Genomic DNA, 15,588 nt, shown 5'->3' on the forward strand with positions numbered 1-15,588 from the left:
AGCAAGTAATGAAACTAGCAATAGATGCTATGGGCGGAGATCATGCTCCTGAGTCGATCGTCAAGGGGGCGGTACAAGCCGTGTCCAAGATTGATGACCTGTCAATAACCTTGATAGGTGATGAACAACAAATCAATCCTTTACTAGGTGATACAGCAAATATTTCGGTTATACATACAGATGAAAAGATTACGTCAGATGATGAGCCTGTTAGAGCTGTTCGCAAAAAAAAGACGGCCTCGATGGTCTTGATGGCAAAAGAAGTAAGCGAAGGCAGAGCTGAAGGATGCATATCAGCTGGGAATACAGGGGCGCTCATGAGTGCCGGCTTATTTATTGTCGGCCGAATGAAAGGAATCGACCGTCCGGCTTTAAGCCCTACACTCCCTACAGAAGATGGCAAAGGCTTTCTGCTGCTTGATGTTGGAGCCAATGTGGATGCTAAACCGAATCACTTACTGCAATACGCGGTTATGGGTTCCATTTATAGCGAAAAAGTCCGTGAAATCTCTCGGCCAAGAGTAGGTTTATTGAATGTAGGGACAGAGGACGGTAAAGGAAGCGAGTTGACCAAGCAGGTGTTCAAGCTGTTATCAGACGCACCGATTAACTTTGTTGGCAATGTCGAAGCAAGAGATTTATTAACGGGCGTTGCTGATGTAGTCGTGACCGATGGATTTACGGGAAACGTCACACTCAAAACACTTGAGGGAACCGCGATGACAATGTTTTCGATGATGAAGAAAACATTTATGTCCAGCTTTAAAACGAAGCTTGCAGCTGGGCTTGTCAAAAACGATTTGAAACAGTTAAAGGACCAGCTGGATTACTCTGAGTACGGAGGCGCAGGCTTGTTTGGCCTGGCTGCCCCTGTCATAAAAGCTCATGGGTCTTCTAATGAACGGGCGGTTTATAATGCGATTCGACAAGCGTGTGAAATGATCGAACGAAACGTGTCCACAACCATTGCTGGTACCATGGAAGAACTTCAAGCGAAGGAGGATCATGAATGAAACGTATAGCATATATTTTTCCAGGCCAAGGCTCTCAGGAGGTTGGCATGGGACAGGACATGTACGAAACCTATCCGCAAGTAAAAGAATTATTCGACGCAGCTGATGAGGCATTAGGTTATTCGCTGACTTCCTTAATGTTTGAAGGACCGGCTGAGGAATTAACGAAAACCGAAAACGCCCAGCCAGCACTATTATTAAACAGTGTTGCGATGGCAAAGGTGTTAGAGGAAGAAGGCGTTACACCAGCTATGACGGCTGGGCACAGTTTAGGGGAATACAGTGCCTTAGTCAGTGCGGGTTCCCTTGACGCTATTGACGCGGTTAAGCTTGTCCATACACGAGGTAAATTAATGGAAGAAGCCTATCCGACAGGGTTAGGAGCCATGGCAGCAGTTCTAGGTTTGGACAAGGAAGAAATAGAACGAGTTTTAGCGAAAATGGATCAAGATCAGCCTGTTGATTTAGCCAACATTAATTGTCCAGGGCAAATTGTGATCTCCGGTACATCAGACGGAGTGAAACACGCTTCCGAACTGTTACAAGAAGCGGGAGCAAAGCGAGTATTACCACTTAACGTCAGCGGACCTTTTCATTCAAGATTGATGAAGCCGGCTAGTGAAAGCCTGGCGAACTCCTTAGAGGAAACTGCATTGCATGACGCTAAACTTCCTGTGTATGCAAATGTGTCGGCAGAAGCTGTTACAGATTCCGGAAAGATCCATAGTTTATTAGTACAACAACTGTATTCACCTGTCCGTTTCCAGGAAATTCTTGAACAATTTGTCGAAGAAGACATCGACGCGATTGTGGAAGTCGGGCACGGCAAAGTATTAAGTGGTCTCGTCAGAAAGGTAAAACGCAGAATGAAGACGTTTGCTATCGGTGACCCGGAATCAGCAGCTTCATTTTTAGAATGGTATAAGGAGGATTCATAATGCTTCAAGAACAAGTTGCACTCGTCACTGGTGCTTCGCGCGGGATTGGCCGGGCCATCGCCCTTGAGCTTGCTCAAAATGGTGCAAAAGTAGCTGTGAATTATGCGGGCAGTGAAGATAGAGCCGAAGCGGTTATTCAGGAAATTAAAGACAACGGCGGTGAAGCCATTAAAATCCAAGCCAACGTCTCTCAAGCAGACGATGTCAGCCGCATGGTGAAGACAGTGGTAGAAGAATTCGGCCGCTTAGATATTTTAGTGAACAATGCTGGAATTACAAAAGATAATCTCTTAATGCGTATGAAGGAACAAGAGTTTGATGATGTAATTGATACTAACTTAAAAGGTGTCTTTATGTGTACGAAAGGCGTAACCAGACAGATGATGAAGCAGAAGTTTGGCCGGATTATTAATATTTCCTCTATCGTAGGAGTTTCAGGTAATCCTGGACAAGCCAACTACGTAGCTGCTAAAGCAGGCGTCATTGGGTTAACGAAATCCAATGCTAAGGAACTGGCTTCACGAAATATCACCGTAAATGCTGTGGCTCCTGGTTATATTACAACAGACATGACCGATCAGCTGACGGACGAGCAGCGAGAACAAATGCTTGCCTTGATTCCGCTTAACCGCTTAGGTGGAGGAGAAGACGTTGCTCGAGCTGTACGTTTCCTCGCTTCTGGAGATGCTGCCTATATTACAGGTCAAACACTTCATATCGATGGCGGAATGGTCATGTAAATTGATCTGGTTTCCGGAAGTGAAATCTACTATAATAACTGAAGGGAGGTGAAGTTCCTATGGCAGAAACATTTGATCGCGTAAAACAAATCATTGTCGATCGTCTAGATGCAGACGAATCTAAAGTTACAATGGAAGCTTCCTTCAAAGAAGATCTAGAAGCAGACTCTCTTGACGTAGTAGAATTAGTAATGGAGCTCGAAGATGAGTTTGATATGGAAATCTCTGATGAAGAAGCTGAAAAAATCAATACGGTTGGCGACGCTGTGAATTACATAAACAGTGTATCCTAACCATTGAATAGCTGCCTGTTTTTCAGGCAGCCTTTCCTATATTACTAATTTTAAAAAGGGACAAGGTGACGTATGGAGGATTTCCCCAGTTTCCAAGATAAAATTAACCAACAATTTAAAAATCTATCGTTGCTGGAACAAGCTTTTACCCATTCATCCTATGTGAATGAGCATCGCAAAACAGACCGTGAAGATAATGAGCGCCTTGAATTTTTGGGAGATGCCGTCCTTGAATTAGGGGTGTCTCAATATTTATATAAAGAATTTCCGAACAAGCCTGAAGGAGAATTAACAAAACTGAGGGCATCAATTGTTTGTGAAGCTTCACTCGTCAAATTTGCAAACGATTTAAATTTTCAGGACTTAATCTTACTCGGTAAAGGGGAAGAAATGACCGGCGGCCGTAATCGTCCAGCTCTGTTGGCTGATGTATTCGAGGCATTTATAGGTGCCTTATACTTAGATAAAGGCTTTAATCAAGTCGTGCATTTTCTTGAAAATTACGTTTACCCTAAGATCAAAGAAGGTGCTTTTTCTCATGCGATGGATTATAAGAGTCAGCTCCAGGAGTTCATTCAACGGGACCGAAACAGCAGAATTGAGTATGAGATTGTAGAAGAAAGAGGTCCAGCACACAGCCGCGAGTTTGTAGCACATGTCCGGATCCAGAATGAGAATGCGGGGATCGGCATTGGGCGTACGAAAAAAGAGGCAGAACAAAAAGCAGCTCAGCAAGCATTGATAAATCAAGGGGCAATGTAAAAAAGACGGCCAGATGAACATTCATCTGTACCGTCTTTTTTTACGGACCTGATCCGCGTGTTAGGATCACGTTAGCTTTTCCGGGTATTCATGCTACTTGCGGTATTGGCCTAGTTCCTGTACGAATGCTTGGATTTCAGAAACACTTAACTGGCCTTTCATTTCTACAATGTCGTGCAATGATTTAATTTCTTCATACTTATTTAGGTCGTAATCGTCAGGATCCATCAGTGAACGGTTGACCACTTGTAATCGTTCAGCCATATCATTTATGATGATGTTTAAATTATCCTGAGTAGGTTCTTGTAAACTCATAATGCAGCCTCCTTCATCGACTCATAATTTCTACTATGTATCATCATAAAATAAATGCTGTCATTTTAAAACCCTTGACAGCTTACATATCTACCGCTCTGCACCAGACTATGATAAAATGAGTAAGTTGAAATCAAGTATAATTAGTGAAGAAAAAGCAGACTACGCGCTGCGTCAGCTCGAGTTTCGGCATACCAGTCAAAACTTTTTTCATGGTGGTTGCAGCTGAATACGAGAGATCCGGCGCTTTTTGTATATTAATAAACAGGAGGATGAGTATGTTCCTCAAACGTCTGGATACAGTAGGATTTAAATCATTTGCCGAACGGGTAACCGTGGACTTCGTTTCAGGGGTTACCTCAGTAGTCGGTCCAAATGGAAGTGGAAAAAGTAATATTACAGATGCGATCCGCTGGGTACTCGGTGAACAATCTGCCCGATCACTGCGCGGGACAAAAATGGAAGATATTATTTTTGCTGGAAGTGATACGAGAAAAGCTTTAAATATGGCTGAAGTCACCTTAACATTAAATAACGAACAACATACGTTACCACTCGATTATCAGGAAGTCAGTGTAACACGACGGGTGTATCGTTCAGGAGAAAGTGAATTTTATATCAATAATCAGACATGCCGTCTTAAGGATATTGTCGATTTATTTATGGATTCCGGTCTCGGCCGGGAAGCGTTCTCGATTATTAGTCAAGGTAAGGTCGAAGAAATTCTCAGTTCTAAACCCGAAGAGCGCCGTTCCATTTTTGAAGAGGCGGCAGGGGTGCTCAAGTATAAACAGAGAAAGAAGAAGGCAGAACATAAGCTTTTCGAAACACAGGAAAACCTCAATCGGGTGGAAGACATTATCCATGAGATCGATGGACAGCTGGAGCCTCTAAGAGAACAAGCCTCAGTTGCGAAAGACTATTTAGAGAAAAAAGATGAGTTGAAGCACGTAGAAATTTCTTTACTCGTTACTCAGATTGAAAACCTCCATGAAGAGTGGCAAGGGCTTCTAGTCCAACTGGAAGAAGTGAAACAAGAGGAAAACGAATTGAAGGCTGAATTGGACAGACAGGCAGCTTCGATAACGAAGAAGCGTGAAAACATGGAAGCTTTAGAAGAATCTATCGAAGACCTGCAGGAAACTTTGTTAGTTCTAACGCGTGAGCTGGAAAATTTAGAAGGTAAAAAAGAGTTAATGAAAGAGCGCCATAAACATTACTCTGAGAACAAGACTAAATTAACCTCAGAATATGAAGAATTATCTTCCCAGCTCGAAATCGTAAAGCAAAAGGCTCAATCTGAAACGGACAAATTAAAAACTGTCCAGCAAAACCGTAAAGAAACTAAAGTAAACCTAAAACAGGCAGGAGAAGCCTTGCATCAAGGTGTAGACGATATCGAAGCGGAAATTGAAGATTGTAAAAGTGATTATATTGACTTATTAAACAAACAGGCTGCCAAGCGAAATGAACAACAGACCCTAGAGCAGCAGCTCGTTCAGCTTTCCAATAAAAAAGGTGTACAGCAAGGGAAGTTTCAAGAGATGTCAGATGAAAGGTCTGCCGTTGAGAGTTCCTTAAAGGACCGAAATGATAAGCTGCAAGCAGCCAGCCAGAAGCGGCAGGACTTGGATCAGGAACTGGAAACGCTTGATGAGCAAATTAAAAAAGATGATGCAGCTTATCAGGAATGGCAGCAAAAGTTGTATCAAGGGTATCAATACTTAGAAAAAATGCGCTCCAAAAAAGAAATGCTTGAAGAGATGAAGGAAGATTACTCAGGTTATTATCACGGAGTGCGCGAGATTCTAAAAGCTAGAGAGAAACAGCTTATCCACGGTGTGGAGGGTGCTGTCCTTGAAGTGATTAACATTCCGGCAAACTATTTAACCGCTATTGAAACCGCATTGGGTGCACAGGCCCAGCATGTAATTGTGCAGGACGAGAAGGCAGGACGACAGGCGATTCACTGGCTCAAACAGAACAATAAAGGGCGTGCAACTTTTCTTCCTTTAACAACGATTCAACCTCGTTCAGTCTTCGGTCAGGCGGCCAGCAGGTTAGCGGAGCAGGAGGGTTTTCTCGGAACAGCTTCCGAGCTGATTCAGTTTGATTCTCGTTATGACAAGGCGATTCAGCACTTGTTAGGTCATATTGTGATCGCAACAAACTTGGAACAGGCAAATGAGATCGCCCGCGCCGTCAATCGAAAATACCGGATAGTCACCCTTGAGGGGGACGTTGTAAATCCGGGCGGAGCGATGTCAGGCGGCGCTCAAAAGAAATCGAACCAATCTCTTTTTACAAGAGAAAAAGAACTACAGGAGTTAACGGAAAAGATTACGTCTTTTGATTTGAAAGCGAGAGACGTTGAAGCAAAGGTGAAGCGACTTAAAGACAAGCTCTCTTCAAATGCAGAAAAGAGAGAACAAGTAAAAGAACAATCCATCTCCTCTCGAAACACTGAGTATGAAGAACAATCAGCCGTTAGGGAGATGCAGGTGAAAGTTAGTCATTTAAATGATCAGCTGCAATTGTATGATCAAGACCAATCACAGTTTAATCAAGATCAATCGCAGGCGAAAGAGCGATTGACCACGTTGGCTGAAGAATTAACATCCCTCAGTAAACAGCTTGAAGACTTGCAGGAACGAATCGATGACTTGACTGCTGCTAAAGATCAGCAGCAGGAAGATGAAGCCAACCAGAAGGAACGTTATCAGAACTTACAAATCAAGCTTGCTGAACAAGATTCAGCTGTTGAGAATCAAAAAGAGAAAGCCGGACGTTTACAGGAGGACTTGCAATCGGTGCAAGATCAGTTAGCCAAAAATCGCCACTCTTACCAGCAGCTTGTGGAGGTCGTCGATTCTAACCAGTCAGAAGAAGACATTATGGAAGATATTGAGAAATCAAAAATAAGAAAAGAAACGACGTCTGCTCTGATCCAAGAGCGCAGGGAAGAACGAAATCAATTAGCTCAGGCTGTTCATCAGGAAGAACAAACACAGAAAGAAACCCAGCGCCGACATCAAAATTACCTTCAAGATATTCAACAGAAGGAAGTCAAAGCGAACCGTCTTGATGTAGAGCTAGAGAATTTACTGAATTATTTACAGGAAGAATATGTGATTACGTTTGAGAAGGCGAAAAACGATTATCAAGGTGTAGAAGATGTCCATGCGGCTTCTACCCGAGTGAAATTAATTAAGCGGGCTATTGATGAACTCGGTACGGTTAATCTCGGAGCTATTGATGAGTATGAGCGAATTGTAGAACGGTACGATTTCCTGACTGGCCAGCAGAGGGATTTGCTTGAGGCTAAGGAAACCCTTTATTCTATTATTTACGAGATGGATAGTGAGATGGAGCGTCGATTTGAAGAAACTTTCACAAAGATCCGGGCAGAATTTGGTGAAGTTTTCAAAGATCTATTTGGCGGCGGGAAAGCGGATCTGCAGTTAACACAGCCTGATGATATGCTTGAAACGGGTGTAGATATCGTGGCCCAGCCTCCTGGTAAGAAACTGCAGAATCTTAGTCTTCTATCTGGTGGAGAACGCGCCCTGACAGCGATAGCGTTGTTATTCTCTATCTTGCGTGTACGACCGGTTCCTTTCTGTGTGCTCGATGAGGTAGAAGCTGCATTAGATGAAGCGAACGTCGAGCGGTTTGCCCGGTTCCTGAAAGAGTTTAGTGAACGGACACAATTTATTGTGATTACCCACAGAAAAGGAACTATGGAAGAATCAGACGTCCTGTATGGTGTAACGATGCAGGAATCCGGAGTGTCGAAACTCGTTTCTGTCCGGTTGGAAGACACGGCAGAGTTAGTGGGAACATAGAAAGGAAGATTTGATGAGCTTTTTTAAAAAGTTAAAAGAAAAATTTGTACAAGAACCGATGGAAAAAGCAGTAGAGGATTCTCTGGAACAAGAAGAAGAAAAGAATCAGTCACCACTTGAGCATGAGGAGACAGAGGAAGAAGCTGAATCGCTTGAAGGTGAAACAGAAGTTCAGGAAGCGGGTGAGGACCTGTCAGAAGAGCCAGTCTTAGAAACCGATGCAGGTGATGAACCGGAACAGACGGATGCAGAAGAAGAGGTACAGTCTAAAGAATCCAACATTGCTTCTAAGTTTAAGATGGGCTTAACGAAAACGAGAGATTCATTTACGAGTAAAATCAATGACTTAGTAGCTCGTTATCGTACGGTCGACGAGGACTTTTTTGAAGAACTTGAAGAAGTCCTAATATCCGCAGATGTTGGCGTTAATGCAGTCATGGAAATGATTGATGAGCTGGAGATGGAAGTCAAACGCAGAAATATTAAAGACACTCAGCTGGTAAAAGAGGTTATTTCGGAGAAACTTGTTGAGTTGTATTATGGTGATGATCACAAGGGTGCAGTGGAAGAATTGCAAACAAACGCTGATGGTCTTACGATTTACTTGTTCGTGGGTGTTAATGGTGTTGGGAAAACCACGACAATCGGCAAGCTTGCCCACCAGTTGAAAACTGAAGGGAAAAAAGTTACGTTAGCCGCTGGTGATACATTTAGAGCAGGGGCGATCGATCAGTTGGATGAATGGGGAAAACGCGCCGGTGTTAATGTAATTAAACATAGTGAAGGCAGTGATCCCGCAGCAGTCATTTATGATGGCATTCAATCCGCTAAATCAAAGCAGGCCGATGTGCTGATTTGTGATACAGCCGGCCGTTTGCAAAATAAGGTTAACTTGATGAATGAGTTATCTAAAGTAAAACGCGTCATCGAACGCGAAGTTCCAGGAGCCCCTCATGAAGTACTGCTGGTCTTAGATGCGACAACAGGGCAGAATGCGATGAGTCAGGCGAAGACGTTTTCTGAAGCTACAGATGTTTCTGGCATCGTTCTTACCAAACTGGATGGAACAGCGAAAGGCGGTATCGTGCTCGCAATTCGTAATGAACTGGAGATTCCTGTGAAACTTGTTGGTCTAGGTGAAAAAGTAAGTGATTTAGAAACATTTGATGCCCACGCCTTCGTTTATGGGTTGTTTGCTGATATGATAGAAGAGCAAACGGAAGAGGAATAGTTGTGAGTGATAATAAAGATGTTTTTGTTACAATAAAGACATTTCATTTACAATGAAGTTGTTCCGTAACGGGCAGTATTGTAGGAGACTTGGTTCCGAGACCTTAGTGGGTATAAAAGGGGCTCCGGAAAGCGAGTTGGTTTCCCAGATCCCATCCGCGATCCTCAAAAGTAACGAAACTGATCTTCAAACAAGCGGGTACAATTATGTAATAGCAGGGCTTAATAAATAACTTTTTTGTCTTGTTATTTTCCGTTCTATCTAAAATAATCAGTTAAAAGTAAACAACTATTTTTGAGTGACCCGCATTTTTCAAAGGAAGAATGCGAGTTTCAGCTATTGAGAGGAAATAACTATATTTGTATTGAACAACAGCATAGTCAACCTTGACATAGGAGGATGAACTCCGTTAGTATTCATATGTAAAGGTATTTCACTTAACAAGGAGTGCATATGTTGTGCTTGAAAAAACAACACGCATTAACTATTTGTTTGATTTTTATCAGTCCTTGCTAACTCCAAAACAGCGAAACTATATGGAACTTTATTATTTAGAAGATTATTCGCTCGGTGAAATATCAGAGACTTTCAATGTATCAAGACAAGCTGTCTATGATAATATTCGCCGTACAGAAGCGATGCTTGAGGAATACGAGGACAAGTTATTTTTGTACGGAAAGTTTGAGAAGCGTCAGCAATTGATCCAGAAAATGATAGAGGCAGTGAACGATTCTGAGCAGGAGAATCAGTTTCACGACTGGCTCGAGCAATTACAAGAATTAGAATAGGAGGGTTCCTTCGATGGCATTTGAAGGTTTATCCGACCGATTACAGCAAACCATCCAGAAAATTAAAGGAAAAGGGAAGGTTTCCGAGCAAGACGTTAAGGAAATGAGCCGCGAGGTGCGGCTTGCCCTCCTTGAGGCCGACGTTAACTTTAAAGTGGTAAAAGACTTTGTTAAACGGATTCGCGAACGGTCGGTCGGCTCTGAAGTGATGGAAAGCCTGACTCCAGGTCAGCAAGTCATAAAGATTGTTAAAGAAGAGTTAACGGATTTAATGGGTGGGGATGAGAGTAAGATTGCTGTGGCAAACCGCCCGCCGACGGTCATTATGATGGTCGGTTTACAAGGTGCCGGTAAGACTACGACAACAGGGAAACTTGCAAACCTGCTTAGGAAAAGCTATAACCGTAAACCACTTCTAGCAGCGGCCGACGTCTATCGGCCGGCAGCGATCCAGCAGCTTGAGACATTAGGTCGTCAGCTGGATATGCCGGTTCATGCTCAAGGGACTGATGCGGACCCTGTAGATATCGCCAAGAATGCCGTAGAAAAGGCTAAAGAAGAACATCATGACTATGTCATTATTGATACAGCCGGTCGTCTTCATGTCGATGGTGATCTGATGAATGAATTGCAGCGTATTAAAGACGCTGTAGTTCCTGATGAAATTTTTCTTGTTGTCGATGCGATGACAGGTCAGGACGCTGTGAACGTGGCTGAGAGCTTTGATGAGCAGCTTGATGTTACCGGAGTCTTACTAACGAAGCTTGACGGCGACACCCGTGGCGGTGCTGCTCTGTCCATTAAAGCGGTAACTGGCAAACCGATTAAATTTGCCGGTATGGGTGAGAAGCTTGACCAGCTTGAGCCATTTCATCCTGAGCGAATGGCCTCCCGAATTCTCGGCATGGGTGACATGCTTACATTGATTGAGAAAGCTCAAACGCAAGTTGATGAGAAACAGGCGAAGGAACTCGAATCAAAAATGCGCAATGCCTCTTTTACATTCGAGGATTTTCTTGACCAAATGCAGCAAGTCAAAAATATGGGACCGCTTGATGAACTGATCAATATGATTCCTGGTGCTAATAAAATGAAAGGCTTAAAGAATGCCTCATTTGATGACAAACAAATTTCTCACATTGAAGCGATTATCCAATCGATGACCATCAAAGAACGCCAGGATCCTTCGCTGATGAATGCCAGCCGGAAGAAGCGGATTGCAAAGGGTTCAGGCAGGTCTGTTTCCGAAGTTAACAGGCTGTTGAAACAGTTTGAAGATATGAAAAAAATGATGAAGCAAATGAGTAATACCAAAGGGAAAAAAGGCAAAGGAATGAATTTTCCCTTTATGTAATGTAAAAAACCTTTACAGACATTCATTCATCTGCTAAAATCTAAACTTGTGTAAAACATTTATTTAAAAGAATGATGGAGGTGCTTAAACATGGCAGTAAAAATTCGCCTAAAACGAATGGGATCTAAACGTAACCCGTTCTATCGTGTAGTAGTAGCAGATTCACGTTCACCTCGTGATGGACGTTTTATTGAACAAATCGGGACATATAACCCAGTAGTTAACCCAGTAGCGGTTGACATCGATGCTGATAAAGCAATCGACTGGATGTCTAACGGTGCTAAGCCAAGCGATACAGTTCGTAACCTATTCTCAAATGAAGGCATCATGAAGCAATTTCACGACAAGAAAAACCAAAAGTAAAGTAGTGTGATATCATGAAAGCCTTGATCGAAACAATCGTAACACCGCTCGTAGATCACCCTGAAGAGATCGCTGTTGAGGTGAAGAAGGAAGACAATAAGATTGTCTATCACTTAACCGTCCATACAGATGATGTCGGAAAGGTAATAGGGAAGAACGGTAGAATTGCCAAAGCAATACGTACGGTCGTGTATGCGGCAGGGTCTGATTCAAACAAACGAATCTATTTAGATATCATGTAAAAGGGAAAGGGGAAAACCTTTCCCTTTTTTTCCATACAATTATAGCGATGAGGCAGGTACTTATGATGCAAATTCTTAAACGAATACCTGTGAAACAAGTATTAACAGCAGCAAGCAGACAGAAACTAACCGAGCAGTTTGAACAAGATTACTTACGTCTAAAGCAAGAATGTGAACAGTTATGGTTTGAACAAAAGAAGCTTGAAAAAAAGCAGGAATTTTCTAAAATGGAAGTGGAGAAACGTTTTTCCGCTGAGATTCAAAAGCGCAAAGATAAAATGAAGCGTGCAGAACATCTGCTAGGTCAATTAGAAATTCTGCCAGATGACAGTGAATTAGTCATTGACGAAGTGGATTCTATCGTGACCGTGGAAGCAGGTGATCGATATGAGGAACGAATGCTCGATCCTCAGATTATTATTAAGGACGGAATTGTCATACGAGCGAGGTAATGAAAGTCATGAACGAACAATTGTACAATGTTGGACAAATTATTAATACTCATGGCATTAAAGGTGAAGTCAAAGTCCGACGAATTACCGACTTTGATGAGCGTTTTCAGCCGGGTCAGCTTTTGTATTGGGTGAGTGATGAGCAAGAGCAAGACCAATACCCTGAAGAATTAGTCGTGAAAACCCACCGAATGCATAAAGGATTTGATTTAATTTCATTTGAAGATCATGCTTCCATAAACGAAGTGGAAAAATATCGTGATGGGTTTTTGAAGGTGACTGAAAGCGAACAGCGTCCACTAGCCGACCATGAATTTTATTTCCATGAAATTATTGGATGCAAGGTGTTACTGACTTCAGGTGAAGAACTGGGTGAAGTGAAAGAGATTCTTACGCCGGGAGCGAATGATGTGTGGGTAGTTAAACGTCCACAGCAAAAAGACGTACTGATCCCTTATATTGAAGACATTGTAAAGGATGTTAATGTAGAGGAGCAGTCGGTCATCATTGATCCAATAGAAGGGCTGCTAGACTAATGCATATTGATATTTTAACATTGTTTCCTGAAATGTTTGATGGAGTCCTAAATCATTCGATTATGAAACGGGCTCAGGATAAAGGGGCGTTCAGCTGTCAGACGATTAACTTCAGAGAATATACGACCAATAAACATAACAAAGTCGACGATTATCCATACGGGGGAGGGGCCGGGCTGGTGCTTACCCCACAACCGATTTTCGATGCAATCGAAGCTATCCGTCCGGAGGGGCATGAGAAAACGCGTGTGATTCTTATGTGTCCACAGGGTGAGCCTTATACCCAGGCTAAAGCTGAGGAATTGTCAAAAGAAGATCAGTTGATTTTCATTTGCGGCCATTACGAAGGGTACGACGAACGAATTCGTCAAGAACTCGTGACTGATGAAATATCGATTGGAGATTATGTGCTAACAGGGGGCGAGCTTGGCGCGATGGTCGTCATGGATTCTGTTGTCCGTCTGCTTCCGGATGTGCTAGGGAATGAACAGTCCGCCTCGGAAGACTCCTTTTCCAGCGGTTTGCTAGAACACCCTCATTATACGCGACCGGCAGAGTTTAGGGGCCAGCACGTGCCTGATGTGCTTCTGTCAGGAAATCATGCTAAAATCGCTGAATGGCGTCACTACGAATCTTTAAAAAGGACGTTCATGAGACGCCCGGATCTGCTGGAGCAGCGTGAGTTAACTGACCAGGAACAGAAATGGGTTCACAAGTGGAAAAAAAGCTAAGGACGCCTTGCGGAAATGCCAAGACTATGGTATATTATCAGTTGTGCTTAAACGTTCGGTTTAAGCGAAAACGATGTTCCGCTGTCTCTTAGAAGGCAAGAGCATTAGTTATGAAGGAGTGAAAAAAATGCAACAGCTAATTCAAGACATTACAAAAGAACAGCTTCGTACAGATCACCCTAACTTCCGCGCAGGTGACACAGTTAAAGTGCACGTGAAGGTTGTAGAGGGTAACCGTGAACGTATTCAGGTGTTCGAAGGTGTCGTTATTAAACGTCAAAATGGTGGCATCAGCGAAACATTTACTGTACGTAAGATCTCTTACGGCGTAGGTGTTGAGCGTACATTCCCGATGCACTCTCCACGAATTGCTAAAATAGAGCGTTCCCGTCGCGGTAAAGTTCGTCGCGCGAAACTTTATTATCTACGTAATCTGCGTGGTAAAGCAGCACGTATTAAAGAAATTATTTAATTACAGTGAGAAAGGAGCTTGCATTTGCCAAGCTCCTTTTTTTCTAACGACAAAGGGGACACTAGCATGAAAAAGCAGTGGGTAGAATGGATAAAGGCTTTTGCGATCGCAGCCGTATTAGCGATCGTTGTTCGGGTATTTCTTTTCGCACCTGTAGTTGTGGAAGGGCCATCCATGTTACCAACCTTACATAATGGGGATCATCTAATTGTCAGTAAAATCAACTATACGGTAGGCTCTCCTGAGCGATTTGATATTGTAGTGTTTCATGCAACGGAGAAGAAAGACTATATAAAACGTGTGATCGGCTTGCCAGGGGATAAAGTAGCGGTCAAAGATGACCAGTTGTATATCAATGGTGAGCCTGTTGATGAACCCTTCCTAAATGAGGAAGTTAGTCAGCTGACGGCTAGCGAAAAGCTGACGCAAGATTTTACGATCAGCCAGCTCCCAGGAGGTTTTGAAGAGGTGCCTGAAGGGTACTTGCTTGTCCTGGGAGATAATCGTGACAACTCCACAGACAGCCGCACGATAGGAATGGTGCCTAAAGATGAGCTCGTAGGAGAAGCGGTATTTATTTATTGGCCTTTTGATCGAATCGGCTTCATTTAGTAAGGGAGGATTCAAGATGACGATACAATGGTATCCTGGTCACATGGCGAAAGCGAAAAGGGAAGCGGAACAAAAGCTCAAATTAGTCGATTTTGTAATTGAATTAGTCGACGCAAGAGCTCCGATATCCTCGGAAAATCCAGTCCTCCATGGTTTATTACAAAATAAGCCTAAGATGGTTGTGCTTATGAAGAAGGATTTAGCGGATCCAGCCATTACGAAGGCTTGGCTTGATTACTATAAGGCTGAAGGTATTCATGCTCTGGCCATCGAGGCGAATCAGAAAAAGGATGTCCAACTGGTAGTTCAGATGGCGAAGGATCTTGCTCGAGATAAAATGGACAAGCTCCGTGCAAAGGGAGTCCGCCCCCGAGCTGCCCGTGCCATGATCCTGGGCATCCCAAATGTAGGAAAATCAACGCTTATCAATCGGCTTGCAAATAAAAAAGCAGCTCAAACCGGAGACCGCCCGGGAGTAACCCAGAAACAACAATGGATTAAAGTGAAGAAGGATTTTGAACTGCTTGATACCCCTGGGATTCTCTGGCCAAAATTTGAGGAAGAGGAAGTAGGTTATAAGCTAGCCGCAATTGGTACGATTAAAGATCAAATCCTGCCTAAGGAAGATGTGGCGGCCTACATTTTGGACTTTATGAAGACTAATTATCCAAGTTTCCTTAGAGAGCGTTTTGGATTTGAAGGATATGATGATATTATGGGAGCATTCGAGCAAATTGGTCAGAAGCGAGGCTGTCTCGAAAGTGGCGGCCATGTGAATTTTGATAAAACTTCTGATGTGATTCTGCAAGACTTGCGAAACGGAAAGCTTGGTAGTGTTAGCTTCGATCACCCAGAATAGAGACCCGAGTAGAGCGCAATGAGGAGCTTTTAGCTCCAGGTT

Annotated in this window: 18 protein-coding genes; 17 read left to right on the forward strand and 1 reads right to left on the reverse strand. The window is 43.1% G+C overall.

Annotation, left to right across the window (positions count from 1 at the left end):
* The first annotated feature begins 8 nt into the window (after positions 1-8).
* From plsX to rnc, 5 genes are all read left to right on the forward strand, one after another.
* Positions 9-1,013 (forward strand): phosphate acyltransferase PlsX, encoded by a 1,005-nt coding sequence (gene plsX / locus P9989_RS10235; protein WP_283078651.1) that lies wholly within the window; start codon positions 9-11, stop codon positions 1,011-1,013.
* The gene (gene fabD, locus P9989_RS10240) at positions 1,010-1,951 is read left to right on the forward strand and encodes an ACP S-malonyltransferase (RefSeq protein WP_283078652.1); all 942 of its coding nucleotides are present in this window, start codon (positions 1,010-1,012) and stop codon (positions 1,949-1,951) included. The genes plsX and fabD overlap by 4 nt, the downstream gene beginning before the upstream one ends.
* Positions 1,951-2,691, forward strand: coding sequence for a 3-oxoacyl-[acyl-carrier-protein] reductase (gene fabG, locus P9989_RS10245; RefSeq protein ID WP_283078653.1), 741 nt, complete (start codon positions 1,951-1,953; stop codon positions 2,689-2,691). The genes fabD and fabG overlap by 1 nt, the downstream gene beginning before the upstream one ends.
* 59 nt (positions 2,692-2,750) lie before the next feature.
* Positions 2,751-2,984 (forward strand): acyl carrier protein, encoded by a 234-nt coding sequence (gene acpP, locus P9989_RS10250; RefSeq protein ID WP_079529814.1) that lies wholly within the window; start codon positions 2,751-2,753, stop codon positions 2,982-2,984.
* Positions 2,985-3,056: 72 nt separating this feature from the next.
* Positions 3,057-3,746, forward strand: a complete 690-nt coding sequence (rnc, locus tag P9989_RS10255) for a ribonuclease III (RefSeq protein WP_283078654.1) — start codon at positions 3,057-3,059, stop codon at positions 3,744-3,746.
* Positions 3,747-3,839: 93 nt separating this feature from the next.
* On the opposite strand, the gene P9989_RS10260 is transcribed toward rnc, so the two are convergent.
* Positions 3,840-4,061: a DUF1128 domain-containing protein gene (locus tag P9989_RS10260; RefSeq protein WP_283078655.1), complete on the reverse strand. Its 222-nt coding sequence runs from the start codon at positions 4,059-4,061 to the stop codon at positions 3,840-3,842.
* Between the two features lie 278 nt (positions 4,062-4,339).
* Here P9989_RS10260 and smc point away from each other — a divergent pair, with 278 nt between their 5' ends.
* From smc to ylqF, 12 genes are all read left to right on the forward strand, one after another.
* Complete coding sequence (gene smc / locus P9989_RS10265) at positions 4,340-7,906, forward strand: chromosome segregation protein SMC (RefSeq protein ID WP_283078656.1); 3,567 nt, start codon at positions 4,340-4,342, stop codon at positions 7,904-7,906.
* Between the two features lie 13 nt (positions 7,907-7,919).
* Positions 7,920-9,137, forward strand: a complete 1,218-nt coding sequence (gene ftsY, locus P9989_RS10270) for a signal recognition particle-docking protein FtsY (RefSeq protein WP_283078657.1) — start codon at positions 7,920-7,922, stop codon at positions 9,135-9,137.
* 458 nt (positions 9,138-9,595) lie between these two features.
* On the forward strand, positions 9,596-9,925 hold the full coding sequence (locus tag P9989_RS10275; protein WP_283078658.1) for a putative DNA-binding protein: 330 nt from the start codon (positions 9,596-9,598) through the stop codon (positions 9,923-9,925).
* A gap of 13 nt (positions 9,926-9,938) precedes the next feature.
* Entirely contained in the window at positions 9,939-11,279 is a 1,341-nt protein-coding gene (ffh, locus tag P9989_RS10280) for a signal recognition particle protein (protein WP_283078659.1), read from the forward strand.
* A 90-nt stretch (positions 11,280-11,369) separates the two neighbouring features.
* On the forward strand, positions 11,370-11,642 hold the full coding sequence (gene rpsP / locus P9989_RS10285; protein WP_163530520.1) for a 30S ribosomal protein S16: 273 nt from the start codon (positions 11,370-11,372) through the stop codon (positions 11,640-11,642).
* Between the two features lie 14 nt (positions 11,643-11,656).
* Complete coding sequence (locus tag P9989_RS10290; RefSeq protein ID WP_283078660.1) at positions 11,657-11,884, forward strand: KH domain-containing protein; 228 nt, start codon at positions 11,657-11,659, stop codon at positions 11,882-11,884.
* 47 nt (positions 11,885-11,931) lie between these two features.
* Positions 11,932-12,336, forward strand: a complete 405-nt coding sequence (locus tag P9989_RS10295; protein ID WP_283078661.1) for a YlqD family protein — start codon at positions 11,932-11,934, stop codon at positions 12,334-12,336.
* A gap of 8 nt (positions 12,337-12,344) precedes the next feature.
* Positions 12,345-12,872 (forward strand): ribosome maturation factor RimM, encoded by a 528-nt coding sequence (rimM, locus tag P9989_RS10300; RefSeq protein WP_283078662.1) that lies wholly within the window; start codon positions 12,345-12,347, stop codon positions 12,870-12,872.
* Positions 12,872-13,603 (forward strand): tRNA (guanosine(37)-N1)-methyltransferase TrmD, encoded by a 732-nt coding sequence (gene trmD / locus P9989_RS10305; protein WP_283078663.1) that lies wholly within the window; start codon positions 12,872-12,874, stop codon positions 13,601-13,603. Before rimM ends, trmD begins: the two co-directional genes overlap by 1 nt.
* A gap of 127 nt (positions 13,604-13,730) precedes the next feature.
* The gene (gene rplS, locus P9989_RS10310) at positions 13,731-14,075 is read left to right on the forward strand and encodes a 50S ribosomal protein L19 (RefSeq protein WP_079529826.1); all 345 of its coding nucleotides are present in this window, start codon (positions 13,731-13,733) and stop codon (positions 14,073-14,075) included.
* A 66-nt stretch (positions 14,076-14,141) separates the two neighbouring features.
* Positions 14,142-14,687 carry a signal peptidase I gene (lepB, locus tag P9989_RS10315; protein WP_283078664.1) on the forward strand — a complete coding sequence of 182 codons (546 nt, stop codon included), beginning with the start codon at positions 14,142-14,144 and terminating at the stop codon, positions 14,685-14,687.
* Positions 14,688-14,703: 16 nt separating this feature from the next.
* Positions 14,704-15,546 carry a ribosome biogenesis GTPase YlqF gene (gene ylqF / locus P9989_RS10320; protein WP_283078665.1) on the forward strand — a complete coding sequence of 281 codons (843 nt, stop codon included), beginning with the start codon at positions 14,704-14,706 and terminating at the stop codon, positions 15,544-15,546.
* Positions 15,547-15,588 lie beyond the last annotated feature (42 nt).

Origin of the sequence: Halobacillus naozhouensis, assembly GCF_029714185.1 — a bacterium.
Taxonomy (GTDB): Bacteria; Bacillota; Bacilli; order Bacillales; family Halobacillaceae; genus Halobacillus_A; species Halobacillus_A naozhouensis.